Source organism: Mycobacterium sp. MUNTM1 (assembly GCF_054660795.1).
Map to the genome: position 1 here is coordinate 42174 of NZ_BAAGDE010000030.1, position 26944 is coordinate 69117.

Sequence of the window (26944 nt, forward strand, 5' to 3'; positions counted from 1 at the left end):
CCACTCGTGCATGATCGGCTCACACACCACCGGCAACCACCAGCAGGTGCCCGGTCACAGAATTGGACTCGTCCGACAGGAGAAACGCCACCGCATTGGCCACCTCCTCGGGTTCAGCACGGCGGCCGACCGGAACGGTTGCCAGCAGTTGTCACTGTATGTCCTCAGAAACTGTGTCGACTCGTGGTGTTCTGGTGAAGCCGACGGCGACGGCTTGACGCGGAAACCGTCGACGGCGAACGCCAGGGCGGCCGATGACGTCAGAGCGTTCAGTGCCGCCTTGGAGGCGCCGTAGGCGATCATCGTCGGGTCGGGTTTGACCGACGCCATCGACGAGATGTTGACCACCGCGCAGCGGGTCCGCTTCGTCGCAGGTCGTCTTGGAGCAGCCACATCAGATGAGAGGGCGCTTCGACGTTGGCGCTGAACATCTTCCGCCAGATCTTGAGATCCAGTTGCTGCGGCGGCACCATCCGCGTGTATGCCGCATTGTTGCCCAAGAGGTCAACGCTGCCCAGTTGATCAGGTACGGCGTGCACCAAGCCGCACACGGCATCCTCCTGAGAGACGTCGGCGGGCATCGCCACACACCGACGTCCCGCGGCGATGATCTGTTGGGCGGTCGTTTCTGCGGCCTGGCGGTCGGTGCGATAGTTAATGGCCACATCGGCACCGCGACTTGCCAATTCGACGGCAATGGCTGCCCCGATGCCCTTGCCGCCACCGGTCACCAACGCAACCAGGCCCGACATGTCACGCGGCATCGATCAGCGCACCGTGAACCCGGCATCGATGGGCAGCGCGATACCGGTGACGTACTTCGCTCTGTCACTGACGAGCCACTCAACGGCGTCGGCGATGTCGTCGGGAGCCAAAATCTGCACGGGCAATGCGTTTTGCATCGATAACAGATCGGGACTGCCCGCCTCCACCATCTTGACCATCGCCTCGTTCATGGTCATGCCGGACAGCACACCGGTCGGGTGAATGGTGTTGACGCGGATGTTGTGCTTGGCGTACTCGTTGGCGAACACTTGCATCAAGCCGACCAACCCGCGTTTGGCCGCGGTGTAGGCTTGCCCACCAGCCTTATAGGTGCCGGTTCCCTTGATGCCGGCGCTGGAGCTGGTGATGACCACCGAACCGCCGCGACCGCCGTCAACGATGTGGGGAATCGCAACACGGCAGGTATTCCACACACCGGTGAGGTTGGTGTTGATGATGTCGTTCCAGGTCTGGATTGGGTCCTCGTCGTCGCCATACCGCACCACGCCGGCGTTGGCGATGACGATGTCGAGCCGGCCCAAGTGGGCTATACCGTCGTCGAGCAAAACTTTTAGCGCCGCCTGGTCGGCCACGTCGGCAACGCCGACGACGATCTTGGCGCCTTCGGCTTCGACCAGCGAGCAAGTTTCCTCGAGGTCGTCGCGGCTGGCGTTGGGATAGTCGATCCCCGGGAGGTCGGCACAGATGTCGACACCGATGATCGACACGCCATTGCGCGCCAATCGAATTGCGTGTGCTCGTCCTTGGCCGCGGGCAATACCAGTGATGAAGGCGACCTTGCCTTCGAAATCATTTGACATGAACTGGCTTTCGGATCGAGGGTGAGCTAGCGGATGTGTCAGGTTGGTAGCGTGGGCATGCCGAAGCTGATGCGAATGTCTTTGACCTGACTGAACTCCAGCAGTCCCTCCAATCCACCGTTGCGGCCGGTGCCACTGCGCTTGAAACCACCATAGGGTGAGGTCGGTACCAGGTCGGGGAAGGTATTGACGAAGACTGTTCCGGACTGCAGCCCCCTGGCCGTTTGATGAGCACGGGCCAAGCTTTTGGTGTGCACGTAATTCGCCAGGCCGTACATCGTGTTATTGGCCAGAGCCAGTACGTGGTCCTCATCGGTGAAGGGGGTGATCGATACCACCGGCCCAAAAGTCTCCTTTTGGAACAGTTCCGAGCCGGGATCCACATCGGCGACCAGGGTTGGTTGTAAGAAGAAGCCCGCGGCGAGGTCACCGCCGGCACGTTCGCCGCCTGTCACCACGGTCGAGCCCGCGGAACGGGCGCGCTCGATGACCCCCATGATCCGGGTCAAAGCTGTTTCGCTGATCACTGGTCCGACGACGGTGGAATCGAGTCGCGGATCTCCGATCGGCGAATTCGCCACGATGGCCGACATCCGGTTAACGACTTCGTCGTAGATGCTTTCCTGAACGAGGATTCGGCTGCCGCAGGCACAGTTCTGCCCGCTTTGGGCCAGCGGCCCAGAGAAGCACGCCAACATCACTGCGGCGTCCAGATTGGCGTCATCGAAGATGATGTTGGCCGATTTTCCGCCGAGTTCTGTTGCCACTGGCGTCAAGTTGTCGGCTGCAGCCTTATGTATCCGGATCGCGACCTCGCCGCTGCCGGTGAAGTGGATCTTGTCGATGCTGGGATGGCGCACGAGCGCTTCGCTGCCCACGGGATCGGCGGGCAGCACGTTGACTAAGCCCGGTGGCAATCCGGCCTGCAGCGCCAGCTCGCCGAACCGAAGCGAGGTCAGGGGTGCCAGTTCGGGAGGCTTGATGATCACCGCATTGCCTGCGGCCAACGCGGGCGCGACGACCATCGCCACGCCATACAGTGGTCCGTTCCACGGCAGGATCGCAGCGATCACCCCGTAGGGCTCCCGCACGATCATGTTGAGGTCCTCAGACCTCGACACCGGCGTCACCTGTCCGGTGATCTTGTCGATCCAACCCGCGTAGTAGCGCAACCAGCGAACCAGCTGCGGTGGATGGATTCCGCTGATGAACTTGGGATTGCCGTTGTCCTCGATGGACAGAGCGGCAAGGGATTCGGCTTCAGCGTGCACCAGATCGCTTAGCGCCAGCAAGGCGTCTCGGCGATCATCGACGCTGCGGGCCATCCATTCGCGCTGGGCGGTTTTGGCCGATTCCACCGCCTCATCGACATCGTCGGGACCGGCGAGCGTCAGCCGAGCGTTGACCTGGCCGGTGCCCGGGAACACGTGCTCGTGCACCCCGACAGTTGATGAGGTCACACGGCGATTGCCGATCAACAGGCCCTGCACCGATGAGTCCAGCGTCGCTGTCATTGTGCGGCGCTTTCCGGGTGCGACTGTTCAGCGGGGCGGAACACGGGCAGTTGCCATCCATCGCTGATTGGTACGAAATCAACCTGCACCGTCATGCCGATGTGCACGGCGCTGGGGTCCACGTCGATCAGCGGCGAGACCAGTCGTGCGCCCGGCGCCCCATCTATGTCGAGCACCGCGGGCACCAACGTGATGTCACGGATACCGGGGTAGCCATGCACCACAGCGAAACTGAATACCGTTGCCTTGCCGGACAGTTCGGGCCAGCCAACCGAGGTGGAGGCGCAGTGGGGGCAAAACGGCGTGGGGGGCATTCGGAAGGACCCGCAGTCGCTGCACTGCTGTGCCACAAGGCGGTTGTTCTTGGCGGCCTCCCAGAAGGGTTCGGTGATGGGATTGATCGCGATCCTGACCGCATCGGGAGGCAGAGGCACTGCCAGCGGCGCGGCGGGCGCACTCATGCGGCGGCTCCCAGGATGAGTCCGCTGACGGGCAGTGTTGCTGGACCGCCGGTGACCAACGCCAATTCGGCTCCGTCGACTTGATTTATCGCCGTGCCCCGCATCTGTTCGACTCCTTCTAGGATGTGGGTCATACCCACGATGTATGCCTCGGACAGTTGGCCGCCGTGGGTATTTACCGGAATGGAACCGCCCTTGTACCGGACGGCACCCGACTCCACGAAGGGGCCGCCTTCGCCCTTTTTGCAGAACCCGTAGTCCTCGAGCTGCATGACCACCATCGGACTGAAGTGGTCGTAGAGCAACGCCACGTCAATGTCGGCGGCGGTGACGCCGGCGCGTCGGTAGAGCTGACGGGCGATGGCACTGTGACCCGATGAGGCGAAGGTTTCCTGGGGCATTCCCATCCATGCGAAGGCTCGACCCCAGTCCTTATGTCCGCCGTGCGCGGACGCGATGACCGGTACCGCCGGCTGTCGAAGATCGCGGGCACGCTCGGCGGTGGTGGTGATCACCGCGATCGCGCCGTCAGTTTCTAGACAGAAGTCGTTAAGACATAAGGGTTCTGAGATCATCCGAGCCGAAAAATATTCGTCGCGCGTCAACGGGTCCCGCTTCATGGCCTTGGGCCGGTTGGCGGCGTTGGCTCGCTGTGACATCGCGATTTCAGCGAAGGCTTCCCGTCTGGTCCCGTAGTCGTGCATGTGCCGGCGCGCCAGCACCGACATCAACTGGCCCGGACCGTAGAGCCCGGAGGGTTGCAAGAAGGAGTTGATCGGGTCAGGTGCTATGGCCGCGAACACCGACCCCAGCCGTTGACGCTTTTGCTGTAGCGCCATGAGGCTCACGACGTAGTTGGCGTCGCCTGCCACCAGCGCAGCGCGTGCCAACCCGATGGAGCCCGCCGAGCCGCCGCCGCCCGACGTCAGCGCCGCCGAAAAGGTGACTTCCGGGATGCCCAGGGTTTCCATGAAGGTCGCGGTGTCCAGGGTTTCGCCGTAACCGGCGCTGGCACCGGAGTAGTAGGCGAAGCCATCGATTGCCGTGACTGGCAGCCCCGCCTCTGCGCAGGCCGCCAGGATCGCTTTGCCCGCGAGTTCGGTGATGGTTTGCGGATACGACTCTCCGCGTGGGTAGTACGCGGTCGCGCCAACCCCAACTATGGCGACATCGCCGGTAGTCATTAGCCGTGCATTCCTATCGTCGTCGTTGACTTCAGTGTCGATCCGATTGATCGAGGCGGTTATTGAAAGTGACCGGTATGCCGACGGGCGGCGTTGAGGCCTTCGGTACGTCCCGGCGCTTGGGTTTCCCACCGCTCGCATGAGCAGGCCACCGTGTAGGTGCCGTCGCCGTTGGGGATGACCGACTGCGCAACGCACTCATCGGAGTTGGCAGCCTCCTGCATGAATTCCAGTGGGGAATCATGCAATACGTTCGCCATGCGGATCCCTAGGCGCCGGCCGCGGCCAGCGAGTTTTGGCTCGGCAGCGGTGGGACGTCGGGGAAGAGCTCTTGGAAGGCGCCGATGGTGACGCGGTGTCGCACTTTCTCGTCGGTTCCATCGAACAACTCGTGCAGAGTCTGCTGCGTGTGCCCGTAGGTGCCCTCCATGTGCGGGTAGTCGCTGCCCCACATCACGTTGTCGTAGCCCATGTAGGTCGCCGCCGCCACCGCTGATTTGTCGTGCTGGAACGACGCATACACCTGGGAGTAGATGATTTCGCGCGGGGATCGGTTCAGCTTGGGCCGCACGGCCATGGCGTGCTGGCGGTAACCCTCCTCGATGCGGTCGGCGATAAACGGCACCCAGGTGGCGCCGCCCTCAGAGACAAGCACCTTCAGATTGGGGTGGCGGTCAAGCGCCCCGCACGCCACGAGTTTGGTGACCGCGCGCTGGCCCCCGTACGTGGTCTCGGTGTAGTTGAGCACGGCACCCCCGGGACCCCGGTGCACCACACCCATCTGCGCGCCCTTGGAGAGATCAACCGGATCGGTTCCGATGTGAAACGACAGCACCACGTTGGCCGCCTCGGCCGCGGCCCAGAACGGATCCCATTCCTTGCGGTTGTAATCCTTTTGCAGCGGATGCGGCGTGACAGGCATGAACACCGCCTTGAAGCCGAGTTCGGCGCACCGCTCGAGCTCGGTGATCGCGTCATCGATGTCCAGCGTCGAAACCTGGGCGGTAGCGACCAGACGCGGTTGCGGCTTGTCGATGGTCTCCCACGCCCAATCGTTGCTGACCCTGAGCGCCTCGCGCAGCACCTCGGGAGTACGGAACGACGAACTCCACATTCCGAGCGAAGGAAAGACCAGTTCACCCCAGACACCTTCCTGGTCAAGGTCTTTCATCCGAAGATCGACGTCACCCGCCCCAAGTGCCCGCGTCGACTGGGCTTCGAATTCGAGCCGGGCCGATGTCGGGAGCTTGCGCCGAAACGACATCCCGTCGATGTGCACGGTCTCCCACTCACCGTCGGGGTCCTTTTCAGCGCGCGGCACCAGCTCGGCGAGCCGCGGTGGCAGGCTTTCTCGCCACAGGTCGTCGGGCTCCAAGAAGTGCGAGTCCCCCGAGTTGGCCCAGATCTTTTGCATCGGTCACACCTCTCTTTAACCAGCGGCTGCAGGCTGACGCTCGAGTTCGAAGCGCGGCAGCCTCGACGGGCTGCGCGAAAATTGGTTTTTCAATCTTGAGCATACGTCGTGGATCACACATGTCAATTACTGGCCCCATCATTCGCCCCCGGAGGACCGCCCCGGTCGTGGTGGTTCGCCGGGCGAACATGGTGTGCGGTTTATGCCCAGGAAGATCCCTGGTGGACCTTATAACTAGCTGCGCTGTCCCCGACTTCAGGTTGCCGACATCGGCATGGCGCACGCTCCCCTGTGCTGGGCACCGAGCGGGTCGGGCGCTGGCACGCGCGTCCTCGCGACAGTGGTGTTTGCGACCTGGGTCACAGGTATGCTAGCTTGCGGCGAAATGCGGATTTTCGCGCTGCGGTGCGGATCGTTCGACAGGACCGGCGAATAGTTGACGTTGGGAGTCAGCCACCTTGGACACCGAAAGAGACCTCATCGAGCCACCGTTGAAGGGCATCCGCGTCATCGAGGTGGGTTCCACGCTGGCGAGTGCCATGGCGACCCAGTTCCTCGCCGACGGTGGCGCCGAAGTACTCATCGTCGAGCCACCGGGGGGCTGTGCGCTACGCCGGGAAGCCGGCTGGCCGGTACTGGCACGCGGCAAGCAAAGTGTTGAGCTCGATCTGCGGTCGGATGAGGGTCGCGCCGCTTTGCTTGACCTCATCGCCGACGCCGACGTCCTCGTGGAGGCGAACCGTCCGCGCGTGAGTCGTACCGGGCTCGCCTTTGACGAGCTCGGCAAGCGCTTCCCGTGTTTGATCATTGCGTCGTTGACGGGCTGGGGCAGCTCGGGGCCATGGCAAGACCTCAAGGGTTATGAGGGCCTGGTGCTGGCCAAGACCGGCCTGATGTACGCGGGTCGCCGCCTGCAGAATCCGCCTCGGCCCAGCTTCGTCGCGGTCCCCTACGCCAGCTACGGTGCCGCCCATGCGCTTGTCCACGGTGTGCTTGCCGCTCTGCTCGAGCGCGAGCGCAGTGGTCTTGGTCAGAGCGTGGAGACCGACCTGGTGCGCGGGGCGCTGGCAATCGATACGTGGAGCTGGTTCGGGGAGTTGGTGTACCTGCGCTGGCCGGATGCATACAGCGCGATCGACGCGTGGGGCGAGGAAGGCGAGCCGCGCAGTCCGATGCTGTTTGCTTTGCTGACCGCACCCACCAAGGACGGTCAGTGGCTGCAGTTCGCGCAGGTTTCGCCGTCATTGTTCGGGGCGATGCTTGACGAGCTGGGCCTGGCAGCGCTGCTCGCGAAACCAAAGTGGCAAGGATTCCCCAATCTTGAAAGCGCGGAGTTGCGCCGCGAGTTGTGGGGCATCCTCATCTCTAAGGTGCGCGAACGCACGCTTGCTGAATGGCAACAGGTTTTCGCCGAACGCCCAGACATCAACGCCGAGATCTTCCGGGAGTGCACCGGAGTTCTTCAGCATCCGCAGCTGATTCACGATGGGCGCACCCTGACGTTGCAGACCGCAACGCACGGCGCGGTCACACAACCCTCGACGCTGGTGCACCACAACGGGGCTCCGCTGTTGACCCCGGGGCAGCCACCGGCGCTCAATGAGCACACCTGGGTCCCTGGTGCCAAGACCCGGGACTCAGGGTCGGCCGCGTCCACGCGGCCGAGCGAACCGCCGCTTGCCGGTGTCACGGTCGTGGAGTTCGGCGAGATGTTCGCGTCGCCGTATGGTTCGAGCCTGCTGGCCGACCTTGGTGCGCGGGTCATCAAGGTGGAAAGCATGGCGGGCGACCAGATCCGCAATCTTTTGCCGTTTCCCGAGGCCGCCGGGGCGAAGGTCATGCAGGGCAAGGAAAGCGTTCAAGTCGATCTGCACACCGAAGCCGGCCGCGCGGTGGCTCACCGGCTCGTCGGGCGAGCCGACATCGTGGTGCAATCGTTTCGTGCCGGGGCGGTCGAACGACTCGGCATCGACGAACCAACGCTTCGATCGATCAAGCCGGATCTAATCTACCTGAATGCACCGGGATACGGCACGGACGGCCCGTCGGCCGCCTGTCCGGCTTATGCGCCCAGCATCGGCGCTGCGGCGGGTCTGGCGTTGACCAATGTGCCCGACGCTCTGGGGGCCACGAACTCGATGGCCGACATCATGGGCGTTGCCCCGCGATTGACCACGGGCTCGGCATTTGCCGAACTGCAGGGTGATGGCCTGGCCGCGGTGAGTGTGGCTTCGGCGATGCTGCTCGGGTTGGTGGGACGTCAACGGCACGGCAGCGCCTGCCATTTCACCACCACCATGCTCGCGTCGATGACGCATGTACTTCCCCACTGGATTGCGGACTACTCTGGGCGACCGCCGTCCCCGCGCGTCGACTCGGAAAACCGGGGCTTTGGTGCTCTTTACCGCCAGTACGACTCGGCGGACGGGGCGGTTTTCCTCGCGGCTCCAAGCGATGGAGACTGGGCAGCTCTCACCGAGGCGCTCGGCGACTACATCGATCTGGCCTCCGATGAGCGTTTTGCCACCACCGATTCGAGGACAACCCATACCCGGGCCTTATCTGATGTTCTGGCGAGCGTCTTCGTCAAAGAGAGCGCCGCGCAGTGGGAATCAATGATGACCGGCCGTGGCGTTGGATGTGTGGCTGTGCACACCAATAGCCCATCTCGGCAGATGCAAACCGACGACCGTCTGGCGGCGGCCTACACCGCGCCGGCCAACAGTCCTATCTTCGACGAGCACCGCAGACTTTCCCCCTTGGTCCGTTTCAGCCGCTCAGCGACCGATCCGCGGGGCGGTTGCACAGCCGGGCAACACACGAGCCTCGTATTGAAGGAGTTCGGTTACGGTGACGCTGAACTCGATGCCCTTCGCGCTGACAACGTCATCACCGGGGATTAACGGCAGTCTGCACAGGCCGAACCACCGCGCGACGTGAGAACGTCTAGAAATGGTTGACCGGTCCGCCGAGCGTGCTTTGATCCTCGATACCGCGTATCGCCTGCTTGATCGCAGCGACGGTGCCGTTCTCGAGGTGACCCAGATACTCAACGAAACCGGGCTGGGGACCCGCGCGTTTTATCGTCACTTCAAGACACGCGACGAACTGATGCTGGTCATGCTGCGCCGAGATCGTGACCATGTGCTTGAGCAGCTGCGCGACGTCGTCGCCGCGGCGAGTGATCCCGTTGAGGCGCTGCGGCGGTGGGTGGATGTCATGTTCTCGCTGCTCTCCGAGCCCCGCCGGAAACGCCGCGTGTTGACTTTTCACTCCGAAGAGATGCAAAGAACTCGCGGCTACTTGCGGGAACTTGGGCGGTTTTCTGCTGCAGAGCAGGCTATTTTGGCCCAGGTCATCAGCGAGGGCAAGGTCAATGGGTGTTTCCCGAGTGCCGATCCTGGGCCCGACGCGCGCTCTGTCCGAGCAGTCATCGAGGCTGCGCTGCTCGAACAAGCCGAGCACCCTACCGGCACGTCAGCAGACGAAACCGCCCAGCAGGCTTTACGTTTCGTGCTGCGCGCACTGGGATACGCGCCGGCGAGCGAAGCGACCGCGGCCAAAGTCAAGACCTGATTTCCCCCGCATCGATCGTTGAGGTCAGCCCAAGACCATCGGAGCGCGGCGGCGTGGCTGGCTGTGGCGGCGGCGATCGCGGTGCATTACCGGTTGCGCCTAGATCCACGCGGGCTTAAAGACCGTCATCATCCGCTCCGTGGCAGGCACTGGCGGCGTGGTCACTTCAGCCGGCTTCGCCTTCGCCGCCACCATGGCCGCGATGACGTTCAGCAAACTGACCGTGCTCGCCCAGCTGGGCTCGACGATCGCCATCGGCCTCCTCGTGGACACACCTTGATCGTGCGATCGCTGCTGATGCCCCCGATCACCGGTGACGAATACGCCGAGTTGGCCGCCGAGTACGAGACCAATCCCCCGATCGCGGCTGAGTTACTTCGGTCGAGCTGAATCCGCATTCCTGCCGAAGGGACGACCAAGCAAGGGTGCTCCGACGACAGGCAAGACACCGGTCCTGGCGATCCGGCTTCCCGAATCACTTCGCCACAAATTAGTGCACACGCCGAAGTCCAGGGAGCAACGCCCTCGGAAATGGTCCGTCGTGCCTTGGTCGACAGCGTGTCGTTCTACGTACAGTGGGAGCAGACCTTCGACGGTGACGAGTGGCAGTGGGTCCGCTTCGACAAAGCACTGACGCCAGCGCAGGCCGAGGAGATGTTCAAACACTTCTCACGCCTAGCGCTAACCCATGGCTACCGCCGCGTCCAAATCCGACACGGCCGCGACGAAGTCGTCAAAGAGTGGACTGCATCGGCTGTCGCTTGCCAGGGTGATGGGACCACCGTTTGGCCATGAGGATGGGACCGGGTGTTTCCGGTTGTTGGCCGTGTGGTGATGGTGGCCGATGACGGGCGTTGCGGTCAATTCGGCTGGTCTGAATTGACCGGCTTGTTGAGGGTGGGCTTCTGGCGTTGCCGGTAGGACTCGCCTCGACGACGAGTTCATAGGCCGCCGATTGCAGCCGGTCCATCGCCGATTGGGCCAGCAGTGGGTCGGCCATCATGGTCAGGATTTCGGGGGGTTCGCGGTTGCTGGTGATGATCGTGGAGGCCTGGCGGTGGCGTTCGACGATGAGCTCGTAGAAGTCGCTGGTCTCGGTGGCCTCGAGCCGGTGCAACGCGAGGTCGTCGATGATGAGCAGCTCGACGCGGTGCAGCTTGCGCATCTCGTCTTCGTAGCTTCCGTCCAGGCGTGCCCCACGGAGGCGTTTGAACAGTTTGTCGGCGCGTTCGGTGTGCACGCTGTGGTGACGGCGCACGGCGATGCGCCCTAAGGCGTTGGCCAGGAACGTTTTTCCCACGCCGACTGGTCCCATGATGAGAATGTTGTAGGCGTCGGCGAGGAACCTCAGCGAGGTGAGTTCGGCCCACAGTTGCTGATCGAAGGTGACCGCGGCGGTGTTGTCCCAGGCCGGTAGCTGCATCTGTGGGTCCAGATGGGCTGCCTTGGCGCGTAGTTGTGCCGATTTGCGGTCGCGGCGGGAGACCTCATCGGCCAGCAGCATCTCCAGGAAATCGTGGTGCGGCAGCCTGTTGGATCGTGCCAGCGCGAGTCGCTCGGGCAGGGTATCGAGGAGCTGACCGAGCTTGAGGCGCCGCATCAACGACTTCAGCTCCGAGGAGATCTCGATCGGCTTGACTGCCGGGGTGGCATCGGGTCGGCGGGTGGGGTTCATGAGGGCCGCCGCACTGAGAAGTCGGTGGCTGCGCGGACGAACCGCGATGCGGCAGGCGGGGTCGCGATCAGCGGCAACTGTGCGCCGACGCCGCGGGTGAGCATGCGCTCGATCAGTCCGACGTCGATGACCTCGGCGTCTAGCGCGCGGCAGCAGGCGTCATCGACCCCGTCGGCGCCGTGGCGGCGCACCAACCCCAGCAGGCGATAGACCTGGCGCATCTTGGTCCACGGCAGCGGATGTTCCAGCACCGCTGCCGCATGCGCGCCGACATGGGTGCCGTGGGCGGCTGCCTTGCGCTGCAAGGTGTTCAGATCCCGCATCGCATAGACCGACACCTCGGCCGGCAGATCGGCGGGGTCGGTGCGCCGGCGCCCTGGTGCCACCACCGGGTGGACCTTGATCAGCTCACCGCGCCAATACAGCTTCACCGTGTGCGCATCCACCCGGGCATCCAGCCGCCGTCCGATCAGCTCGCCAGGAACGCTGTAGAGCGCCTTGGCGACGGCCACGTGGCGATCCGGGGCCACTTTGGGCCGACACCAGGTCGGGATGTCGAACAGCTCGTCGGGCACTGGCTGCAGCTGCGGTAGCTCGTCGGTGGCGAACACCTCGGCCGGACGGCACCGGGTGGTGCCGTGTATCCGCATCCCGGCCACCTGCCCACACCACTGCTCGGCTCGTACCTGGCAGTCGCCCAGATTCTGAAAGTCCTCTCCGGCAAAGAAATTCGCCCTCGCGTAAGGAACGCATCTCTCGACGCGCGGTTTGTCACGCGGGCTGCGGATGCGGGTGGGGTCCACGGCGAAGCCGCGCGCCTGCGCATACTCGCGGAAGGCGTCGTTGAGTTTCGGGTCGGTCGCATCCGCCTTGTCGACGATGGCCTTCATGTTGTCGACGATCACCACCGCGAACACCCCACCAAAGAACGCCCACGCCGCCTCGAACCCGGCGATCACCTCGTGAAGGGTCTGCCGGTAGGTCGGCCAGACGAACATGTGCCGCGAATACACCGCGGTGAAGATCAACCCGTGCACCACCCGCCGCCGACCGTCCTCGGCATCGGTGAGAAGCCCGAGCCGACCGAAGTCGACTTGCAGTTCAGCACCGGGCTCACAATCGACCACTGGCACCGTAGCTTGCCGAGCGCCGAACCCCAATTCCGTTGTGGCATACCGATGCAAGCTTCGATACGACACCACCACGCCACGCCTACCGAGCAGGATGTGCACCTTGGTCAGCGTCAAGTCCTGCTTGAGCCACGCTGCGATCTGCGCCCGCTGCCCATCGATGGTCTCCCACGCCGGGCTCTTGCCGTTGGGCCTACTCGGCCGGACCCCGGCGATCACCGCCGCCAACAACTCATCAGTTAGCTGACACGCATGGCCGTCACGATTCAGGCCACAAGCGCGGGCCCGGTCCACATACCGGCGCACCGTTTTGCGCTCCGCGCCCGACAGCCGGGCCACCTCCCGCAACCCGCGACCCGCCAGCCACAGCCGCAGGATCTCTCTGACTTCGATCATCGACACCTCCCGGTAGCTCATTTGGCCAATACAGCGGCCGAGCAACCGGAAGCCCCCACGCCACGCCGGGTGGTCCCATAACTGGCGAAACCCCTACCCGGGCGGTCCCATCACTGGCAATCAGGTGGTCCCATGCTCATGGCAAAACCGGCGTCGAGCAGGTCCCATGTTCCTGGCAACCGACACATCGGCGCACGATCGCCATTGACGCACTGACCATCAGGCACTGCCCACAGGATGGAGATACCGATGGCCAGTGAGTGGGTCCACGCAGAACTCACCGACGAGACGCCGATTACCGCGGAACTTGGACAAATGTTTTATTCAACTTCGTGACGACTATGGGCATGAGATCGGACACTGAACTTGACTGTCGTCAGTCAAACTCCACGGCTCTCGGTTGCCCACCGGACACTCGACCCTCCCGATAGCTCCAGCTCCGCAATCGTTCAGCGATCTCGTCCAGACTTGTGATTGCACCAGTCGCGACCGCGATCACGAAGTCGAAGCGCTCATCTTCCTGCGCACTAATCCAGTGAGCGTTGACGGCCAGGAAGGTCCGCGAGGCTGTCCAAGCGAGTCGCTTGTTGCCGTCCACCAGCGCATGATTGCGAGCCAGGGAGTGCAACAGCGCGGCGGCCTTCAAGTGCAGATCCGGATAGGCATCCTGGCCAAACACTGTGGCGCGAGGCCGTGCCAGGGCCGATTCAAGCAAGCCGTAATCTCCGACCACGACATCACTCCCGACGGCCTCTCGGGCAATGTCTAGCAAATCTTCGAGATCTAGGAACTCGGTCACGCGTCCTTAAGACGTTCCAAAACCCCGGCCTCCTCGCGGACGACACGTTGCAGCGCCGCGGCAACCTTGGCCTTGTGCGCTCGTCGGGCTATGTACTCGTCGATGGCAGACAGCGCAACAACCTGCATCGAACGGCCTTCAACCGCGGCCTGCCGTCGCAGCGCCTCCGCTTGCTGTTTACTGGGCCGCAAAGTCATTCCCATAACCAGCATGATACCCGAACGATACCACGGTGATACCACTTCCTCGCGGAGAAGTCAGCCTGCCAGTAGTGTCCGGTACCGCGGCAGTCGGCGGCTGCCAAGGTTCGGCCTGGACACGACCGCGGAGCGGTCTGGCCTTCGCACTCGCATCCACTCGCTATTAACGACCGTCAATAATGCTGGCTGAGAGGGGGACCCCTTCATCATTCGCCGAATCGGTTCACACGCCACATCGCGATCGACACCGACGACACGAAGCTGGAATGGGCCCGCACGTTCGGGGCCACCCACACCATCAACGCCCGCGAATTCGACGTCGTCACGACCGTCCAAGACTTCACCGACGGATTTCGGCGTCGATGTCGTCATCGACGCCGTCGGACGGCCCGAAACCTGGAAGCAGGCCTTCTACGCCCGCGACCTCGCCGGAACCGTTGCCCTCGTGGGTGTTCCGACACCGGACATGCGACTCGACATGCCGCTGATCGACTTCTTCAGCCACGGCGGATCGCTGAGGTCATCGTGGTACGGCGACTGCCTCCCCGAACGCGATTTCCCCACCCTGATCGACCTCTACCTTGACGGCCGGCTCCCGTTGGAGAAATTTGTCTCCGAACGCATCGCCCTCGGCGACGTCGAAGAGGCGTTCCACAAGATGCACGACGGCACAGTTCTACGCTCGGTGGTGCTGCTCTGATGGCAAATGTTGAACGCATCGTCACGCACGGCACCTTCGAACTCGACGGCGGCAGTTGGGAAGTCGACAACAACGTCTGGCTGGTCGGCGACGACTCCGACATCGCGGTGTCGACGCCGCGCATACCGCCACGCCGATCGTCGAGGCGGTCCGCGGGCGCAACGTGGTGGCGGTCACCTGCACCCGCGGCCACAACGACCATGTCGCTGTCGTTCCCGAACTCGGCGAAAAGCCTCGACGCGCCCGTCCTGCTGCATCCCGCCGACGACGTGCTGTGGCGGATAACGCATCCGATCAAGAACTTTGAGCTGACGCGTACCTCAACTATCGGCTCAGCATTGCGCGCTGGCGGTTCGAACTGCTCCGTCTGGGTGCGTGGTTCGTTGGATTTCAGGTGAGCTTTTTGCTCTTTCTCGTTGGTCCCCTGGTGGTGTTGCGCACAGCGCCGGGGCCACCAGTCTCTATGTTCCCTAGAGAAAGGGGCCCTGCCGCGGCCGTCGTCAACCAGAAATCCATGCCTGATGAGTTTTTCTTCCGCCGGCCACCAAAACCGGTTTGTGGCGTGAGACCGCGAGGCTGGTGGCGGCCTGCTATGTCTTCATCCTCGCCCTGGCGGTCGTCGTGGCGATGCCGCAGGGCATCGTCGTCCGGGTGTAAAAGCGCTCGCAGTCAACGCCTCTCGGGCAGCAACGATGTCACATCTAACACGGCGGTTGACGCTTCCCGATATCTGTGCAGGCCACCGGATCGATGTGTTGGGGTCGCACCGGCCGACGAAGCAGCACCGCCGGCCTATCCGGGCCGCAGACTCGACCGTGGTCAGAACACGAAGCGGGTGATCAGATCGGCGACCGCCGCCGGCTTCTCCGACCCTTCCATCTCGACGGTATGGCGCACGGTGAGGTTGACCGTGTTGTCGCTCACCTTCGCTGCGTCGATAAGCCCCGACCGAACTCTGATTCGGCTGCCAGCCGTCACCGGCGCCAGGAACCGGACTTTGTTCAGCCCGTAGTTGATGCCCATCTTGGCGTTCTCGACGCGGTAATTGTCCTTGCTAAGACCGGGGATGAGCGACAGGGTGAGAAAGCCGTGCGCGATCGTTGCCCCATAGGGACTTTCGTCTTTGGCGCGCTCTGTGTCGACGTGGATCCATTGGTAGTCGACCGTCACGTCGGCGAATTGGTCGATACGCGATTGCTTGACGTCGAACCATCGGCTGACGCCAAGTTCTTTTCCGATCGCCGCGATCGCCTCGTCGACAGACCCGATACTTCTCACAGGCACTCCCACCCACCTCTCGATACAGATATCTGTTTAACGGTATACTGGGTGCTCCGTGGTGCCGCACTGGGCGCCCATTCGACGATCTTGGGGAGACGCATGACGCCGACCACGTCACGCGCTGCCATCGTGGCCGCAGCGCGCACCGCCATCGGAACCGCACGTAAGGGCACCTTGGCGAACATGCCAGCCATCGAGCTCGCTAAGCCGGTCGTGGCCGCCGCCATCGAACGCTCGGGCCTTGAAGCGACCGCTTTCGACGACCTGGTGCTTGCCGAGAGCCTGCAGGGCGGCGGTGACGGCGCGCGCTACGTGGCGGTCGACCTGGGGTTGACCGACATCCCCGGAATGGCCGTCAACCGGCAGTGCGCCTCAAGCTTGACCGCAGTTGCGGTGGCTGCCGGCCAGATCGCATCGGGAATGAGTCAATCCATCCTCGCCGGCGGCATGGAATCGGCGTCGATGTCACCAATGCTACGCAAGCGTCGGCCGTTCACCACGGGCAAGGCCGGCGAAGACTATGAGGACCCATGGTTCCCGCTCTCGCACCCCCCGACTTCCGAGGCCCCCGCCTTGGACATGTCGATCACGGTCGCGCACAACTGCGCAGTCCAATACAACATCTCACGCGAACAGCAGGACGGATGGGCGCTACGCAGCCATCAGCGCGCAGTCGAGGCGATCGACGCCGGTTCATTCCTCGACGAGATCGTGCCGGTGCAAGTGCCCCAGGCTGACGGATCGACAATTAGCTTCGCGCGCGACGAGCACCCGCGCCGCGAGACCAGTCATGGCATCCTCGCCGGTTTGAAGACGTTGCATCCCGAAATAGAAGGATTCACCGTGACCGCGGGCAACTCGTCGGGCATCAACGACGCCGCCGCGGTGCTGGCGCTGACCACACCGGGCACGGACCGAGAGGTCTTGGCCAACGTGCTGTCATGGGCGTCGGTCGGCGTGCCGCCGAACCGCACCGGCAGCGGACCCATCTCGGCCATCCCGAAGGCACTGGAGCTGGCCGGGCGCAAGCTTGAGGACGTCGCGTTGTTCGAGATCAACGAGGCGTTCGCCGCCCAAGCGGTGGCATGCGCGCGCGAGCTTGGCCTTGACGACGAAATCGTCAACGTCTATGGCTCCGGTATCAGTCTGGGACATCCGATTGCGGCCACGGGCGCGCGCATGGTGACGTCGGCTATCTACGAACTGCGCCGCCGCAGTGGCGGCATCGGCGTACTGTCAATGTGCGCCGGCGGAGGAATGGGAGCAGCAATGGTAATCGAGGTATCCTGACATGCCTGAACTGATCGCAGAGAATCTCTTCCGAGTCGAGGACGGCCGGTCCGTGTTACTGGCGTCGCGACGACGCTCGACGGGCGTAGTAACGTTTCCCGCCGAGCGACCCGAGCTGTTCGACGCCGATTCCGACGCAGTGTCGGACATCCAACCACTCGAGCTGCCCACCGAGGGAACGCTTTACACCTTCACCACCCAAGAGTTCGCCCCACCCTTGCCGTACAAGGGGCAGCGTTCACGAGATGCGTTTCGGCCCTACGTCGTCGGCTTCATCGAGCTGGGCGAGCGCGTGCTCGTCGAGTCGTTGATTGTCGAGGCGTCGGCATCTGACTTACGCATCGGTCAACCCATGGTCAGCACCACGTTGGCGTTCGAGACCGAGGCGGGAGAATCGTTCGTCACCTACGCATTCCGCCCGGCGTAACGATTCACGATCGCCTTGACCCATCGACCGCACCGCGGTCGGTGGGTCAGTGGTTGATCGCCTGGTCGCAACCCCGTCGTCGTGCGCAGCTTCACTGGGGTAGGTCCTCTACCAGTACTGGCCGGATCGCAGCGCGGGTTTCGCCACCTTGGCGCATCGGGCGGCCGAGCAGATGATCTCGCATTTCGCGACGTTGGCCGTGCTGGATCCCGGGTCGAACTTGACGACTAGCTCGGGTCATGGCTCGATGTCGTGTCGGTGCACGGGACGGTCTTTCACATCTGGACGTCGGAAATGCATCACGAGCCCGCATTATGGCCGCTGGCGGCGGCAGCCGCGACGAAGTAGCGCTCTGTCTGTCTAGCGTGCTCATTGACGGTGTGCTGGTTGCCTGAATGGATTCTGTTGTCGGACAGACACATGGACCCTGCCCGGAGTGTCTATGCCGGTGGCGCTGGCACCGGCACTCAGCGCGGCGCCGCCTGTCAGAACGCCGAGCGGTGCAGTCCGCCGTCGACTTCAATCCACTTCCCGCTGATGTAGCCGGCGTCCTCGCAGCAAAGGTAGGCGATCAGCGAGGCGATCTCGCTGGGCCGCCCCATCCGCCCGGCTGGCACATTGCCTGCGTTAGCAGGAATTGTTGGCGTTCTTCCGACGTTTTGCTCCCACCGTGTCCGCGAGATAGCCGATGGCGTTGTTCGGTCTCGATCCAGCCCGGAGCGACAGTGTTAATGGTGATGCCGAACCGGCCGAATTCGTCGGCTGCGGATTTCGGCAGGCCAACCGTCGACGGTCTGGTCGCGTTGGCCACCACGTGGTTGATGCTACCTGTCGGCTCTTTGTCGGTCACCGAGCCCACATGCGACGACGCGCCCCCACCCAGCATCGCGTATGGCGGGAAGAACAGCGTGCAGCAAGAACGGTTGGCTGATCGTGTACGCCTCGAAGGATTCTCAGGAAGGGTTCCGGGTCGGTGGTGTCCGCGAAGTCACCGTGGCGCAGGTATCCGGCGGCCGCATCGACGTCGGATTTGGTATGTACGGTGATCGCAACGGGGCATCCCTCGCCGGCTAGCAATTTGGCGACTTCAAGCCAATCCCTTTGCTGCCGCCGACTTCCAGTGCGACCCTGCCTTTGTGCCGTAGTCCATGATTGGTCCTTTCGCGAGGTTAGTTGGTCGACCGTGCGCCTGCTACGAAGCGAATGGGAAGGCGCCGTGGCACGTAGACGTCGCCGGCGTCGGCGAATCGCTCTACCGGCACGCTGATGGAGTAATCGGGGCATCCGCGCGAGGATCTCTGGTAGCACGACACCGAACATCACCCGGGCATGGCTTAATCCAAGGCGTCTATGTGGGTCTGGCGCCGAACGCTAAGTGACGTTCAGGGTTTCGGTTGAAATCTATGCGTTCGGGTTCGTTGAAAACCTTGGGGTCGCGGCGTGCGGCCGCGTAGCAGAGCATTACCCAGTCACTGGCCCGCAGCTGCTAACCCTTGATGTCGCAGTCAGTGGTCACCAGTCGGGTGAGGGCACGGGTGGGTGTGTCATGCCGTAGGAATTTCCACAGTTCCGCTTAGCATTAGCGCCGGGTCGTCGATCAGCTGCGGACGCAGGCCGCGGCGCTCGTCAAGCACTACCAGTGCGTTGCCAGCCAACCCGCTGGTGATGTCCATCCAGGCGAGCATCATCAAAAAGGCGTAGCCGATGATCAGCTCATCACACAGCGGCTGGTCGTTCACCTCGCCTTGCATGATGACGCTGGGCAGATCGTCGCCATAGCGCGCGTCGCGGCGACGCTGCATCTCGACCATGTTATCGCGTAGGTATTGAGGTATCGGCGAGAACCGACCTCTCGGGTCCTGAGATCCGATCGTGTACCACTGAGTGCGTCCACCCCGTTTCGGGGTGACTCCTGCCACGGTACTAAGACTCAGTCAGATTGGCAGGGTTGGCTGCCCAAGCAGTGCGCCATCAGCGCACAGGTTCGGCGCCGGCGGGCTGGCCACTCAGATATCGAGATTGATCATCCGACAGTGACTTTCGACCTAGCGATCGCGATTAGACGTCAAGTTGCACGCGGGGGTGGCGAGCGCTTCGTTCCGGCAATCGACACATCCAGGCGAGGGTGGGCCGGGCCGGGTGCGGCGCGGCGGCGTTTAGTCGCTGGCGGGCAGCGGCTTGGCCTCTTTGAGCACCAGCGCGGTGGTGCCGATGCTCAGCGCGCCCGCTCCGGGCCTGGTGACCAAGACCTCGGCGCCGGTGTCGTCGACGTAGCGCTTACCCATCACCGAGCCGTTGGCGTAGGCGGGATCGATACTGAGGTCCGCCGACTTCGCGGTGCCGAGTGCCACCATCGGTGCACCACCGCACCGGAGGTCGTCGAGGGTGTCGGCGGACTTGACGACGATGACTTGGGTGTCGCACACCTGACTTTGCAATCGGGTCCCGTTCTTGATCACGTTTGTCTCCTCCCTGAGGCGTCGTGCTGACTAAGTGGTCGCCGCAGGCGCTTGTAAGGCCTCGATGATCTCGCGCCGCAGCACTTTACCGGTGGCGGTGGCGGGCAGCTGTTCGCAGAACACCACCCGATCGGGAGTTCGAGACCCGCGCAGGCTGTTACGCGCATATCGACGTAGTTCGTCGGGGTCGGGTTCGGCCCCCGGTTCCGGCACCACCACCGCAACGATGATCTGTCCCCATTCGGCGTCCTCGAGCCCTACGACCACGACTTCGTGAACGAGCGGATGTTCGATCAGCACGTCCTCGATCTCGGCAGGCGCGATGTTCTCGCCCCCTCGGATGATGGTGTCGTCGGCGCGGCCACCGATGAACAGGTAGCCGTCCTCATCGAGCATTGCGGTGTCGTTGGTGGCAAACCAGCCCTCGGCGTCGAGTGCAGACCCCAGCCCGGTATACCGGCCTGACACCTGGGGACCGCGGACGAACAATTCTCCGGTGACGCCCGCCGGCGCGACCGCGCCGTCGGCCGAACGGATCTGAACTTCGATGCCCGGTACCGGCTTGCCGACCGAACCGAGCCGGCGGGCCACCGTCGGGTCGTTCGCGCGGTGCGCGGTGCGGTGGTCCTCCGGTGTCAGTACCGCAATGGTCGAACTGGTCTCGGTCAGACCGTAGGCGTTGACCAGGCCGACAGTGGGCAGCAGTTCAATCGTCTTACGAACCAGTGGCAGAGCAACTTTCGATCCACCGTATGCGAGGTTACGCAGTGTGGGCAGCTCGGTCGGACGAGCCTGTAATTCCGTGACGATACGGTCAAGCATCGTCGGCACCACGGTCGCGGTGGTCACTCGCTCATCACGGGCCAGCGCGACCCACTCCGAAGGGTGGAATCTGGCGAGGTACACGATTCGCCGACCCGCGTACAGGTTGGACAACGCGGCGCCAACGCCAGCAATGTGATAGGGCGGCACGCACACCAGCGCTGCATCGTCGGGGTCAGCGCAGCCAAAGTCGACGGTACTGGTGATGTAGCTGGTCAAGTTGTTGTGCGTCAACTCGACGGCCTTGGGCCGCGAGGTGGTCCCGGAGGTGAACAGCACGACAGCGACATCGTCGGGGTCGGGAACGAGGTCGATCGGCTCCGCTGTACGCGCGGCGGCGATGAATTCTTCAGAGGTCATCGCGTGTTTGCCCGCGTTGACCACTAGCTCGGAATAATCGCCGTCGGCGACGATCAGCGGCTCGGGCAGGCGCTCGATCAGCTGTCGCATCCCCTGCCCGCTGAGCCGGTAGTTGAGCGGCGTGACGGGCACCGCCGCACGGGCGGCGGAGAAGAGCAGCAACGGCAGCATGACTCCGCCGGTGCCGACGTAAGCGACGTGCTCGGCTTCGATCCCGCCGATGACACCCGCACCTCCACTGGCGAGTCGATTCAATTCCGACGTGGTCAGCCGCGTGCGGCCGTCCACCACCACATGGCGGTCCGGATCGTCCGAGACGGACATGTCGAGGAGAAGTGCGATACTCAAAGCCTGGCCCTTCTTGAATCAGCTATATAGTTATAGACTTACTCCCTAACGAAGTCTAACCGCCCCCTCGAAGGAGCACTATGACCAGCACGCCAGACATTGCGATCATCGGCGTCGGGCTGCATCCATTCGGCCGGTATGAGGACCGGTCGGCTCTGGAAATGGGCGCCGTCGCGGTGCGGCGGGCGCTCGCCGACGCCGACGTCGAGTGGTCCAGCGTCGGCAGTCTGTACGCCGGAAGCTTGGAGATCGCCAACCCAGAGGCGGTCACCGGCATCATCGGGATGACCGGACTGCCTGCCCGCGCCACCTTGAGCGGCTGCGCTACCGGCAATTCACTGCTGACGCTGGCCGCCCGCGACGTCGCGACCGGCGAAGCTGAGATCGCGGTCGGGGTTGGCCTCGACAAGCACCCGCGCGGCGCGTTCGGGGCTGACCCTGCGGTCGCAGGCCTCCCGCAGTGGTATGGCGACACCGGCATGTTCCTCACGACCCACTATTTCGGCACCAAGATCATGCGCTACATGCATGACCACGGGGTCAGCGAAGAAACTCTGGCGCGGGTCGCGGCCAAAAATTTCGCCAACGGCGCGCGCGCCCCGCATGCCTGGCGGCGCAAGGCTATGAGTATCGAAAAGATCTTGGGGTCACCCGTTGTGAATGCGCCCCTGCGTCAGTTCATGTACTGCAACCCAAACGAAGGTGCTGCCGCGGTCGTCGTGTGCCGCGCCGAGGTCGCCAAGCGCTACAGCGACAACCCCATCTACCTGCGTTCTACTGCGTTGCGCAGCCGCCGCGAAGGTGCATACGAGCTGTTGCGCACATCGATCGAACTGCCGATCGTGCCGGGCACGACCGCCGAAGCCGCGAAGGCGGCCTACGAGCGGGCCGGCATCGGCCCCGAGGACGTCGACGTCGCCCAACTGCAGGACACAGATGCCGGGTCCGAGATCATCCACATGGCAGAAACGGGACTTTGCAAGGATGGTGAGCAGGAGGCGCTGCTGCATGATGGCGCAACCGAAATCAGCGGGCGGCTGCCCATCAACACCGACGGCGGCTTGCTTGCCAACGGAGAGCCGGTCGGCGCGTCCGGTCTTCGGCAGATCTACGAGCTCGTGCAACAGCTGCGGGGCTCAGCCGGTGAGCGTCAGGTGCCCAACGAGCCGCGGGTCGGGCTGGCGCAGCTCTACGGCTCCCCCGGCACGGCGGCGGTCGCCATCCTTTCTAGGTAGAGCGTAGGCGAGATCTCGCTGTGGCGCTGGTGGCTCGAGTTGGCCAACTGCACGCCGCGGTACGAGCAGGAGAATCATGACTGAGTCGATGCAAATCGCTGATGCGAGCATCCATTACACCGATGCTGGCTCAGGCCGTCCGCTGGTCTTCATACACGGCGTCTACGTCGCCGGGGCTGCATGGGATGACGTCATCGCCGACTTGTGGGAGCATCACCGGTGTCTTGCGCCCACTTGGCCGTTCGGCGCCCAGTCCGAGCCGGTTGGCGACCACGTCGATCTTGGTGTCCCCGCCGCGGGTCAGCGCATCGCGGAATTCTGGGAGCGGCTTCACCTTCGCGAGGGGACGCTGGTCGTCAATGATTCCGGCGGTGGCATCGTGCTGGCTGCGGTTGGCGACAAGCGACCCGACTGGTCGCGAGTGGCCGGTCTGGTCTTGACGAATTGCGATAGTTACGAACACTTTCCACCGCAGGTCTTGGCTCGGATCGTGCTAGGCCGGCTGTTCCCCGGCCTCGGCACGGCGGTGCTGTGGTATTTGGCGACGTGGCCCGGCCGGGCTGTTTTTGCGAAATCAGTCACCCGCAACGGGATCGACAAGCACCGCCAATCGGCGATGTTTGGCGGGTTCGTCGAATCTGCGGGGGTTCATTGTCAGGCTGTTCGATTCAGCGCGGATCTGCGGCCGGGCTACACGGCAGCGTTGGCGACGGCCGTCGAGGAATGGTCCAAGCCCGTGCTGTTGGCGTGGGGCGCCGACGATCAGATATCTCCGGTGAGCCACGCCGAGCGTCTGGCCGACGCGTTCGCGAATTCGACATTGCGCATCCTCGAAGGTCGTTCGACCTATGTGATGCTGGACCGTCCGCGGGAGACCAGCGAGACCATACGTGCATGCCTCAGAAATTGAACACGTTAATCTCACCGGTTGGACGCAGCGCGACCCACAATCGGTCAAAAGTTTGTCGGCTGTGGGTGTGAGGGAGGTCTGCGTGGCGCGCGAGAGCATCGTCGGGTTACTCGATGACGCCGCACGATCTGGGCCAGATGTGCCGCTGCTGCTTTCCACGGTGGGCGCCAGCGTGACCGTCTCAGAAGTTGCCGACCTCACGATCGCGGGCATGTGTTGGCTAGCCCAGCTGGGCATCTCGGCGGGAACGACCGTGGCGTGGCAATTACCCTCGCACAGCAGCGCTGCTGTGCTCATGTTGTCGCTGGCGCGGGCTAAGGCGGTGCAAGCCCCGGTGCTCCACCTGAACCGAACGCGTGAGGTCCGCGCCGCTTTGGATGTCGCGCGAGCCGACGTTCTCATCGTCGACGACTCAACCGAAGCCAACGCACCCTCTGATATCGAAATCATCTGTCTACCAAGCGATTTTCTCGGCGTGTTAAGCGCTCAACCTCGCAGCAGGCAACCGGCCCCCGCCCGCGAGGATCCAGGCGACAGCGCGCGATGGATTTATTTCACCTCTGGGACAAGCGGTGACCCAAAGGCTGTGCAGCACAACGACAGCACGCTGTTGGCGTCGGCGCACGGATTTAGAAGTCACCTTGGCCTCGGTGATTATCCCGGCGAGGTCGGATCCATTGCGTTTCCGATCGCGCACGTCGGCGGGATCGTCTACCTCGCCGCCGCCCTGATGGGCAAGTTCCCGGTCTTGATGGTCCCGAAAGTCTTCGCTGCTGAATTGACGGCCCTGCTAGCCGCCCACCGCGTGACAGTATCGGGTTCGAGCACAGCTCTTTACCAAATGCTGCTCGCCGAGCAACTGGCTTCCGAAAGCGAAAGCCCAATCGTGCCGTCGCTGCGGATGCTGGTCGGCGGAGGCGCTCATTGTCCGCCTGAACTTCACCACAAGGTGCGCCGGCACATGGCCGTACCGATCGTGCACGCCTACGGCATGACCGAGGCTCCGATGATCTGTGTCAGCGCGGCTACCGACACCGAAGAACAGCAATCTAACAGCAGCGGCAGACCCATTCCGGGCGCCGAGATCCGAATCGGGGCCAGCGGCGAGATCGAGGTTCGCGGAAGCAATTTGGCGTCGGGATACCTCGATACCGAGCAGTGGGCGCAGGCGTTGACCGCCGACGGCTGGTTTCGTACCGGCGACCGTGGCCATGTTCGGGCCGATGGACGGATCGTGGTTTCGGGCCGGGTCAAGGACCTCATCATCCGCAAGGGCGAGAACATTGCGCCCGAGGAGGTCGAGAACGAGCTGCTTGCGCACCCGTTAATCGACGCGGTCGCGGTCATTGGTCTTGCCGATGAGCAGCGCGGTGAATTAGTTTGTGCGGTCGTACGCCGCTGTCGCGGACGCCGCGATGTGACCCTAGAAGATATCTGCCAATTCCTGGACCATCGGGGACTGATGAAGCAGAAGTGGCCCGAGCGCCTGGTCATCGTCGACGAGTTTCCGATGACCGGGCTGGGAAAGGTCGCCAAGAACGAGTTGGAAAGTCAAATCGTAGGAGGAAGTCGGTGACGGCGTTGGATGTCGACGAACGGCAGCAAGTGGCAGCATCGGTGCGGGCGGCGTGTGACCGGTGGGCGCCAGAGGAGCGCATTCGTGCGGTGTCCTATGACTCAGGCGAGCCCGCAGGCTTTGACTCCGAGCTGTGGAAGGTGTTGTGCAGCCAGGTGGGAGTGACCACGATCGGGTTGCCAGAGCAGCTTGGCGGTGCCGGCCTGGGTAATTCGGCTCTGGGAGTCGTGGCCCACGAATTGGGCCGCAGCCTTGCCCCGGTTCCTTTCGTCACGTCGGCGGTATTGGCGATGGGTCTATTGGTTCAACTACGTGACGAAGTGTCCGACTTGGACACGCGCCTGCCTGGACTTCTCAACGGCGAACGCACCCTAGCCGCGGTATTGACCGGTGACGGCGGCCTCTGGCGACCAGAGGCGGTGACTCTGCGCGCTGAAGATCAGAACGGCGAGTGGCGAATTCATGGCAGCGCGCGCCACGTCCTGCACGGTGGGGGTGCCGATGATTTCGTCGTGGCGGCGATCACCGCCGGTCGGCCGGCCCTGTTTGTCGCGGCCGCCAGCGCCGAAGGCGTCAGCGTTAGGGCCGAGCGGGTACTGGATGGCACTCGTGCAATGGCGACGCTGGGGTTTGACGCGACACCCGCTATGCGGTTGGCCGCCGGCGACGATGTCGCCGCGATCATCGGGCGAGCGATGGATCAGGCGATCGCGGTGTTGTCGGCCGAGCAGGTTGGTGCCTGCGAACGGGTGTTGGAGATCGCCACCGCGTATGCGCGCGACCGGGAACAGTTCGGCAGGCCGATCGGGAGTTTTCAGGCCGTCAAACACAAGTGCGCCGACATGTTGGTCGACTTGGAGTGGGCGCGATCGGCATCTCAGGCGGCGCTGGAAGGAGTCGACAGCGAGGCCGTCGGTGAGTCGAGGTGGCGCGTGAGCATGGCCAAAGCTGTGTGTTCAGAAGCGTTGCGCAACGCCGCAAGCGCCAATGTGCAGATCCACGGCGGCATCGGCTTCACGTGGGAAGATGCCGCTCACCTGTATGTACGCCGGGCCCGCACCGACGAGGTGCTATTCGGTCGGCCCAGCGAACACTGGGACCGCCTGGCAGCCGAAGCAAAGATCATCTGATCACCGGCTGGCGCCCGGGATCGCCTGCACATCGCCGCGCACGGCGAGCGATTATGGCGCACAGAGCTATTGGGTGATGCCGAAGTGCTCAGCGAAGCGCGCAAGGTACGTCTTGGCCGCCGAGGCCGAGGTGGCGTCGGCGTGGACGAGGATCATGGTGGCGCCCGCTTTACCCATACCTGAGATGTAGTCCTCGAGGGCCCGCACGGCGCGTGCATTATCGAAGTCGATCGCGGGCGCAGGGACTTGCACCTCTACGCTACTGGGATCGCGGCCGGCTGCGGCGAGCAGCTCGCGCAGCTTGTCGGTCGCGCGTGAGAGGTCGTCGGCGTCGTTGATGGTCGAGGTGCGCACCGAGGAGGCCACGGAGGCTGGTGCGATGACAGCGCTCCAGCCGCTGGCATGTTCGACTACCCGCCGCATCGTGGCTGGGCTGTTTCCGCCGATCCATAGCGGCGGGTGGGGTTTTTG

The 26944-nt window shown here is 63.6% G+C and carries 28 protein-coding genes and 4 pseudogenes; 13 read left to right on the plus strand and 19 right to left on the minus strand.

Translation table 11 applies throughout. The features are described from left to right. Nucleotides 1-19 precede the first annotated feature (19 nt). From ACYQ8K_RS17800 to ACYQ8K_RS17835, 8 genes are all read right to left on the minus strand, one after another. Nucleotides 20-148, minus strand: coding sequence for an SDR family oxidoreductase (locus ACYQ8K_RS17800; RefSeq protein ID WP_459971021.1), 129 nt, complete (start codon nt 146-148; stop codon nt 20-22). Between the two features lie 151 nt (nt 149-299). Further along, a complete protein-coding gene (locus tag ACYQ8K_RS17805; RefSeq protein WP_459970983.1) occupies nt 300-764 on the minus strand; it encodes an SDR family NAD(P)-dependent oxidoreductase in 465 nt (154 codons plus the stop codon). A gap of 3 nt (nt 765-767) precedes the next feature. After that, nucleotides 768-1586 (minus strand): mycofactocin-coupled SDR family oxidoreductase, encoded by an 819-nt coding sequence (locus tag ACYQ8K_RS17810; protein ID WP_459970985.1) that lies wholly within the window; start codon nt 1584-1586, stop codon nt 768-770. Between the two features lie 38 nt (nt 1587-1624). Next, a complete protein-coding gene (locus ACYQ8K_RS17815; RefSeq protein ID WP_459970986.1) occupies nt 1625-3100 on the minus strand; it encodes an aldehyde dehydrogenase family protein in 1476 nt (491 codons plus the stop codon). Further along, nucleotides 3097-3561, minus strand: a complete 465-nt coding sequence (locus ACYQ8K_RS17820; RefSeq protein ID WP_459970988.1) for a Zn-ribbon domain-containing OB-fold protein — start codon at nt 3559-3561, stop codon at nt 3097-3099. Before ACYQ8K_RS17820 ends, ACYQ8K_RS17815 begins: the two co-directional genes overlap by 4 nt. Then, a complete protein-coding gene (locus ACYQ8K_RS17825) occupies nt 3558-4745 on the minus strand; it encodes a thiolase C-terminal domain-containing protein (protein WP_459970989.1) in 1188 nt (395 codons plus the stop codon). The genes ACYQ8K_RS17820 and ACYQ8K_RS17825 overlap by 4 nt, the downstream gene beginning before the upstream one ends. Nucleotides 4746-4804: 59 nt before the next feature. Beyond that, entirely contained in the window at nt 4805-5005 is a 201-nt protein-coding gene (locus ACYQ8K_RS17830) for a hypothetical protein (protein WP_459970990.1), read from the minus strand. An 8-nt stretch (nt 5006-5013) separates the two neighbouring features. Further along, the gene (locus ACYQ8K_RS17835; protein WP_459970992.1) at nt 5014-6159 is read right to left on the minus strand and encodes an amidohydrolase family protein; all 1146 of its coding nucleotides are present in this window, start codon (nt 6157-6159) and stop codon (nt 5014-5016) included. A 491-nt stretch (nt 6160-6650) separates the two neighbouring features. On the opposite strand from ACYQ8K_RS17835, the gene ACYQ8K_RS17840 reads away from it, so the two are divergent. The 3 genes and pseudogenes from ACYQ8K_RS17840 to ACYQ8K_RS17850 all read left to right on the plus strand — a co-directional run. Continuing rightward, on the plus strand, nt 6651-9062 hold the full coding sequence (locus tag ACYQ8K_RS17840) for a CaiB/BaiF CoA-transferase family protein (protein ID WP_459971022.1): 2412 nt from the start codon (nt 6651-6653) through the stop codon (nt 9060-9062). 49 nt (nt 9063-9111) lie between these two features. Beyond that, nucleotides 9112-9735: a TetR/AcrR family transcriptional regulator gene (locus tag ACYQ8K_RS17845; RefSeq protein WP_459970994.1), complete on the plus strand. Its 624-nt coding sequence runs from the start codon at nt 9112-9114 to the stop codon at nt 9733-9735. A 103-nt stretch (nt 9736-9838) separates the two neighbouring features. Further along, a pseudogene (locus tag ACYQ8K_RS17850) lies at nt 9839-10044 on the plus strand (MMPL family transporter); the annotation flags it as partial. A gap of 551 nt (nt 10045-10595) precedes the next feature. Here the strand turns inward: ACYQ8K_RS17850 and ACYQ8K_RS17855 are convergent. From ACYQ8K_RS17855 to ACYQ8K_RS17870, 4 genes and pseudogenes are all read right to left on the minus strand, one after another. Next, a pseudogene (locus ACYQ8K_RS17855) lies at nt 10596-11410 on the minus strand (ATP-binding protein). Further along, nucleotides 11407-12957, minus strand: a complete 1551-nt coding sequence (gene istA, locus ACYQ8K_RS17860; RefSeq protein ID WP_459970995.1) for an IS21 family transposase — start codon at nt 12955-12957, stop codon at nt 11407-11409. Before istA ends, ACYQ8K_RS17855 begins: the two are co-directional and overlap by 4 nt. A 355-nt stretch (nt 12958-13312) precedes the next feature. Next, entirely contained in the window at nt 13313-13735 is a 423-nt protein-coding gene (locus ACYQ8K_RS17865) for a type II toxin-antitoxin system death-on-curing family toxin (RefSeq protein ID WP_459970997.1), read from the minus strand. Next, nucleotides 13732-13938 (minus strand): CopG family transcriptional regulator, encoded by a 207-nt coding sequence (locus ACYQ8K_RS17870; RefSeq protein WP_459970998.1) that lies wholly within the window; start codon nt 13936-13938, stop codon nt 13732-13734. The genes ACYQ8K_RS17865 and ACYQ8K_RS17870 overlap by 4 nt, the downstream gene beginning before the upstream one ends. A 225-nt stretch (nt 13939-14163) precedes the next feature. Between ACYQ8K_RS17870 and ACYQ8K_RS17875 the strand changes: the two are divergent. The 3 genes and pseudogenes from ACYQ8K_RS17875 to ACYQ8K_RS17885 form a co-directional block, all read left to right on the plus strand. After that, nucleotides 14164-14635, plus strand: a pseudogene (locus ACYQ8K_RS17875) (zinc-binding dehydrogenase); the annotation flags it as partial. Beyond that, nucleotides 14635-14991: pseudogene (locus tag ACYQ8K_RS17880) on the plus strand (MBL fold metallo-hydrolase); the annotation flags it as partial. The pseudogenes ACYQ8K_RS17875 and ACYQ8K_RS17880, both read left to right, overlap by 1 nt. A 199-nt stretch (nt 14992-15190) precedes the next feature. Beyond that, nucleotides 15191-15292 carry a DUF7156 family protein gene (locus ACYQ8K_RS17885; RefSeq protein WP_459970999.1) on the plus strand — a complete coding sequence of 34 codons (102 nt, stop codon included), beginning with the start codon at nt 15191-15193 and terminating at the stop codon, nt 15290-15292. 162 nt (nt 15293-15454) lie between these two features. Here ACYQ8K_RS17885 and ACYQ8K_RS17890 read toward each other — a convergent pair whose 3' ends face one another. Beyond that, complete coding sequence (locus ACYQ8K_RS17890; RefSeq protein ID WP_459971000.1) at nt 15455-15913, minus strand: MaoC family dehydratase; 459 nt, start codon at nt 15911-15913, stop codon at nt 15455-15457. A gap of 102 nt (nt 15914-16015) precedes the next feature. Between ACYQ8K_RS17890 and ACYQ8K_RS17895 the strand changes: the two genes are divergently transcribed. Both ACYQ8K_RS17895 and ACYQ8K_RS17900 read left to right on the plus strand, forming a co-directional pair. Beyond that, the gene (locus tag ACYQ8K_RS17895; protein WP_459971002.1) at nt 16016-17206 is read left to right on the plus strand and encodes a thiolase family protein; all 1191 of its coding nucleotides are present in this window, start codon (nt 16016-16018) and stop codon (nt 17204-17206) included. A 1-nt stretch (nt 17207) separates the two neighbouring features. Next, nucleotides 17208-17633, plus strand: coding sequence for a Zn-ribbon domain-containing OB-fold protein (locus ACYQ8K_RS17900; RefSeq protein WP_459971003.1), 426 nt, complete (start codon nt 17208-17210; stop codon nt 17631-17633). A 485-nt stretch (nt 17634-18118) separates the two neighbouring features. Here ACYQ8K_RS17900 and ACYQ8K_RS17905 read toward each other — a convergent pair whose 3' ends face one another. Together ACYQ8K_RS17905 and ACYQ8K_RS17910 are read right to left on the minus strand one after the other, a co-directional pair. Then, complete coding sequence (locus ACYQ8K_RS17905) at nt 18119-18235, minus strand: SDR family oxidoreductase (RefSeq protein ID WP_459971005.1); 117 nt, start codon at nt 18233-18235, stop codon at nt 18119-18121. Beyond that, nucleotides 18205-18519 (minus strand): SDR family oxidoreductase, encoded by a 315-nt coding sequence (locus tag ACYQ8K_RS17910; RefSeq protein WP_459971006.1) that lies wholly within the window; start codon nt 18517-18519, stop codon nt 18205-18207. Before ACYQ8K_RS17910 ends, ACYQ8K_RS17905 begins: the two co-directional genes overlap by 31 nt. A 5-nt stretch (nt 18520-18524) precedes the next feature. On the opposite strand from ACYQ8K_RS17910, the gene ACYQ8K_RS17915 reads away from it, so the two are divergent. Continuing rightward, entirely contained in the window at nt 18525-18707 is a 183-nt protein-coding gene (locus ACYQ8K_RS17915) for a hypothetical protein (protein ID WP_459971008.1), read from the plus strand. A gap of 470 nt (nt 18708-19177) precedes the next feature. Here the strand turns inward: ACYQ8K_RS17915 and ACYQ8K_RS17920 are convergent, their stop codons facing one another. From ACYQ8K_RS17920 to ACYQ8K_RS17930, 3 genes are all read right to left on the minus strand, one after another. After that, complete coding sequence (locus tag ACYQ8K_RS17920; protein ID WP_459971009.1) at nt 19178-19444, minus strand: hypothetical protein; 267 nt, start codon at nt 19442-19444, stop codon at nt 19178-19180. A gap of 345 nt (nt 19445-19789) precedes the next feature. Beyond that, a complete protein-coding gene (locus ACYQ8K_RS17925) occupies nt 19790-20092 on the minus strand; it encodes a hypothetical protein (protein ID WP_459971010.1) in 303 nt (100 codons plus the stop codon). Between the two features lie 30 nt (nt 20093-20122). After that, nucleotides 20123-21598, minus strand: coding sequence for a class I adenylate-forming enzyme family protein (locus tag ACYQ8K_RS17930; protein WP_459971011.1), 1476 nt, complete (start codon nt 21596-21598; stop codon nt 20123-20125). Between the two features lie 104 nt (nt 21599-21702). Here ACYQ8K_RS17930 and ACYQ8K_RS17935 point away from each other — a divergent pair, with 104 nt between their 5' ends. The 4 genes from ACYQ8K_RS17935 (at nt 21703) to ACYQ8K_RS17950 (ending at nt 26473) form a co-directional block, all read left to right on the plus strand. Then, nucleotides 21703-22857 (plus strand): thiolase family protein, encoded by a 1155-nt coding sequence (locus ACYQ8K_RS17935; protein ID WP_459971013.1) that lies wholly within the window; start codon nt 21703-21705, stop codon nt 22855-22857. Between the two features lie 88 nt (nt 22858-22945). Continuing rightward, nucleotides 22946-23767 carry an alpha/beta fold hydrolase gene (locus tag ACYQ8K_RS17940; RefSeq protein ID WP_459971024.1) on the plus strand — a complete coding sequence of 274 codons (822 nt, stop codon included), beginning with the start codon at nt 22946-22948 and terminating at the stop codon, nt 23765-23767. An 82-nt stretch (nt 23768-23849) separates the two neighbouring features. Next, nucleotides 23850-25343, plus strand: coding sequence for a class I adenylate-forming enzyme family protein (locus ACYQ8K_RS17945; RefSeq protein ID WP_459971014.1), 1494 nt, complete (start codon nt 23850-23852; stop codon nt 25341-25343). Further along, nucleotides 25340-26473: an acyl-CoA dehydrogenase family protein gene (locus ACYQ8K_RS17950; protein WP_459971016.1), complete on the plus strand. Its 1134-nt coding sequence runs from the start codon at nt 25340-25342 to the stop codon at nt 26471-26473. The genes ACYQ8K_RS17945 and ACYQ8K_RS17950 overlap by 4 nt, the downstream gene beginning before the upstream one ends. A gap of 66 nt (nt 26474-26539) precedes the next feature. Here the strand turns inward: ACYQ8K_RS17950 and ACYQ8K_RS17955 are convergent. Next, the coding region (locus ACYQ8K_RS17955) for an LLM class oxidoreductase (protein ID WP_459971017.1) at nt 26540-26944 on the minus strand (405 nt) is incomplete at its 5' end.

Excerpts from the sequence above, each read along its gene's own strand:
- ACYQ8K_RS17825 (WP_459970989.1), bottom strand. The coding sequence starts at position 4,745 with ATGACTACCGGCGATGTCGCCATAGTTGGGGTTGGCGCGACCGCGTAC.
- ACYQ8K_RS17870 (WP_459970998.1), bottom strand. The coding sequence starts at position 13,938 with ATGGGAATGACTTTGCGGCCCAGTAAACAGCAAGCGGAGGCGCTGCGA.
- ACYQ8K_RS17900 (WP_459971003.1), top strand. The coding sequence starts at position 17,208 with ATGCCTGAACTGATCGCAGAGAATCTCTTCCGAGTCGAGGACGGCCGG.
- ACYQ8K_RS17805 (WP_459970983.1), bottom strand. The coding sequence starts at position 764 with ATGCCGCGTGACATGTCGGGCCTGGTTGCGTTGGTGACCGGTGGCGGC.
- ACYQ8K_RS17915 (WP_459971008.1), top strand. The coding sequence starts at position 18,525 with ATGGCGGGAAGAACAGCGTGCAGCAAGAACGGTTGGCTGATCGTGTAC.
- ACYQ8K_RS17940 (WP_459971024.1), top strand. The coding sequence starts at position 22,946 with ATGCAAATCGCTGATGCGAGCATCCATTACACCGATGCTGGCTCAGGC.
- ACYQ8K_RS17830 (WP_459970990.1), bottom strand. The coding sequence starts at position 5,005 with ATGGCGAACGTATTGCATGATTCCCCACTGGAATTCATGCAGGAGGCT.
- ACYQ8K_RS17935 (WP_459971013.1), top strand. The coding sequence starts at position 21,703 with ATGACCAGCACGCCAGACATTGCGATCATCGGCGTCGGGCTGCATCCA.
- istA (WP_459970995.1), bottom strand. The coding sequence starts at position 12,957 with ATGAGCTACCGGGAGGTGTCGATGATCGAAGTCAGAGAGATCCTGCGG.
- ACYQ8K_RS17910 (WP_459971006.1), bottom strand. The coding sequence starts at position 18,519 with ATGCTGGGTGGGGGCGCGTCGTCGCATGTGGGCTCGGTGACCGACAAA.
- ACYQ8K_RS17895 (WP_459971002.1), top strand. The coding sequence starts at position 16,016 with ATGACGCCGACCACGTCACGCGCTGCCATCGTGGCCGCAGCGCGCACC.
- ACYQ8K_RS17835 (WP_459970992.1), bottom strand. The coding sequence starts at position 6,159 with ATGCAAAAGATCTGGGCCAACTCGGGGGACTCGCACTTCTTGGAGCCC.
- ACYQ8K_RS17845 (WP_459970994.1), top strand. The coding sequence starts at position 9,112 with ATGGTTGACCGGTCCGCCGAGCGTGCTTTGATCCTCGATACCGCGTAT.
- ACYQ8K_RS17905 (WP_459971005.1), bottom strand. The coding sequence starts at position 18,235 with ATGGGGCGGCCCAGCGAGATCGCCTCGCTGATCGCCTACCTTTGCTGC.
- ACYQ8K_RS17930 (WP_459971011.1), bottom strand. The coding sequence starts at position 21,598 with ATGTCCGTCTCGGACGATCCGGACCGCCATGTGGTGGTGGACGGCCGC.
- ACYQ8K_RS17820 (WP_459970988.1), bottom strand. The coding sequence starts at position 3,561 with ATGAGTGCGCCCGCCGCGCCGCTGGCAGTGCCTCTGCCTCCCGATGCG.
- ACYQ8K_RS17920 (WP_459971009.1), bottom strand. The coding sequence starts at position 19,444 with ATGGTCGAGATGCAGCGTCGCCGCGACGCGCGCTATGGCGACGATCTG.
- ACYQ8K_RS17815 (WP_459970986.1), bottom strand. The coding sequence starts at position 3,100 with ATGACAGCGACGCTGGACTCATCGGTGCAGGGCCTGTTGATCGGCAAT.
- ACYQ8K_RS17810 (WP_459970985.1), bottom strand. The coding sequence starts at position 1,586 with ATGTCAAATGATTTCGAAGGCAAGGTCGCCTTCATCACTGGTATTGCC.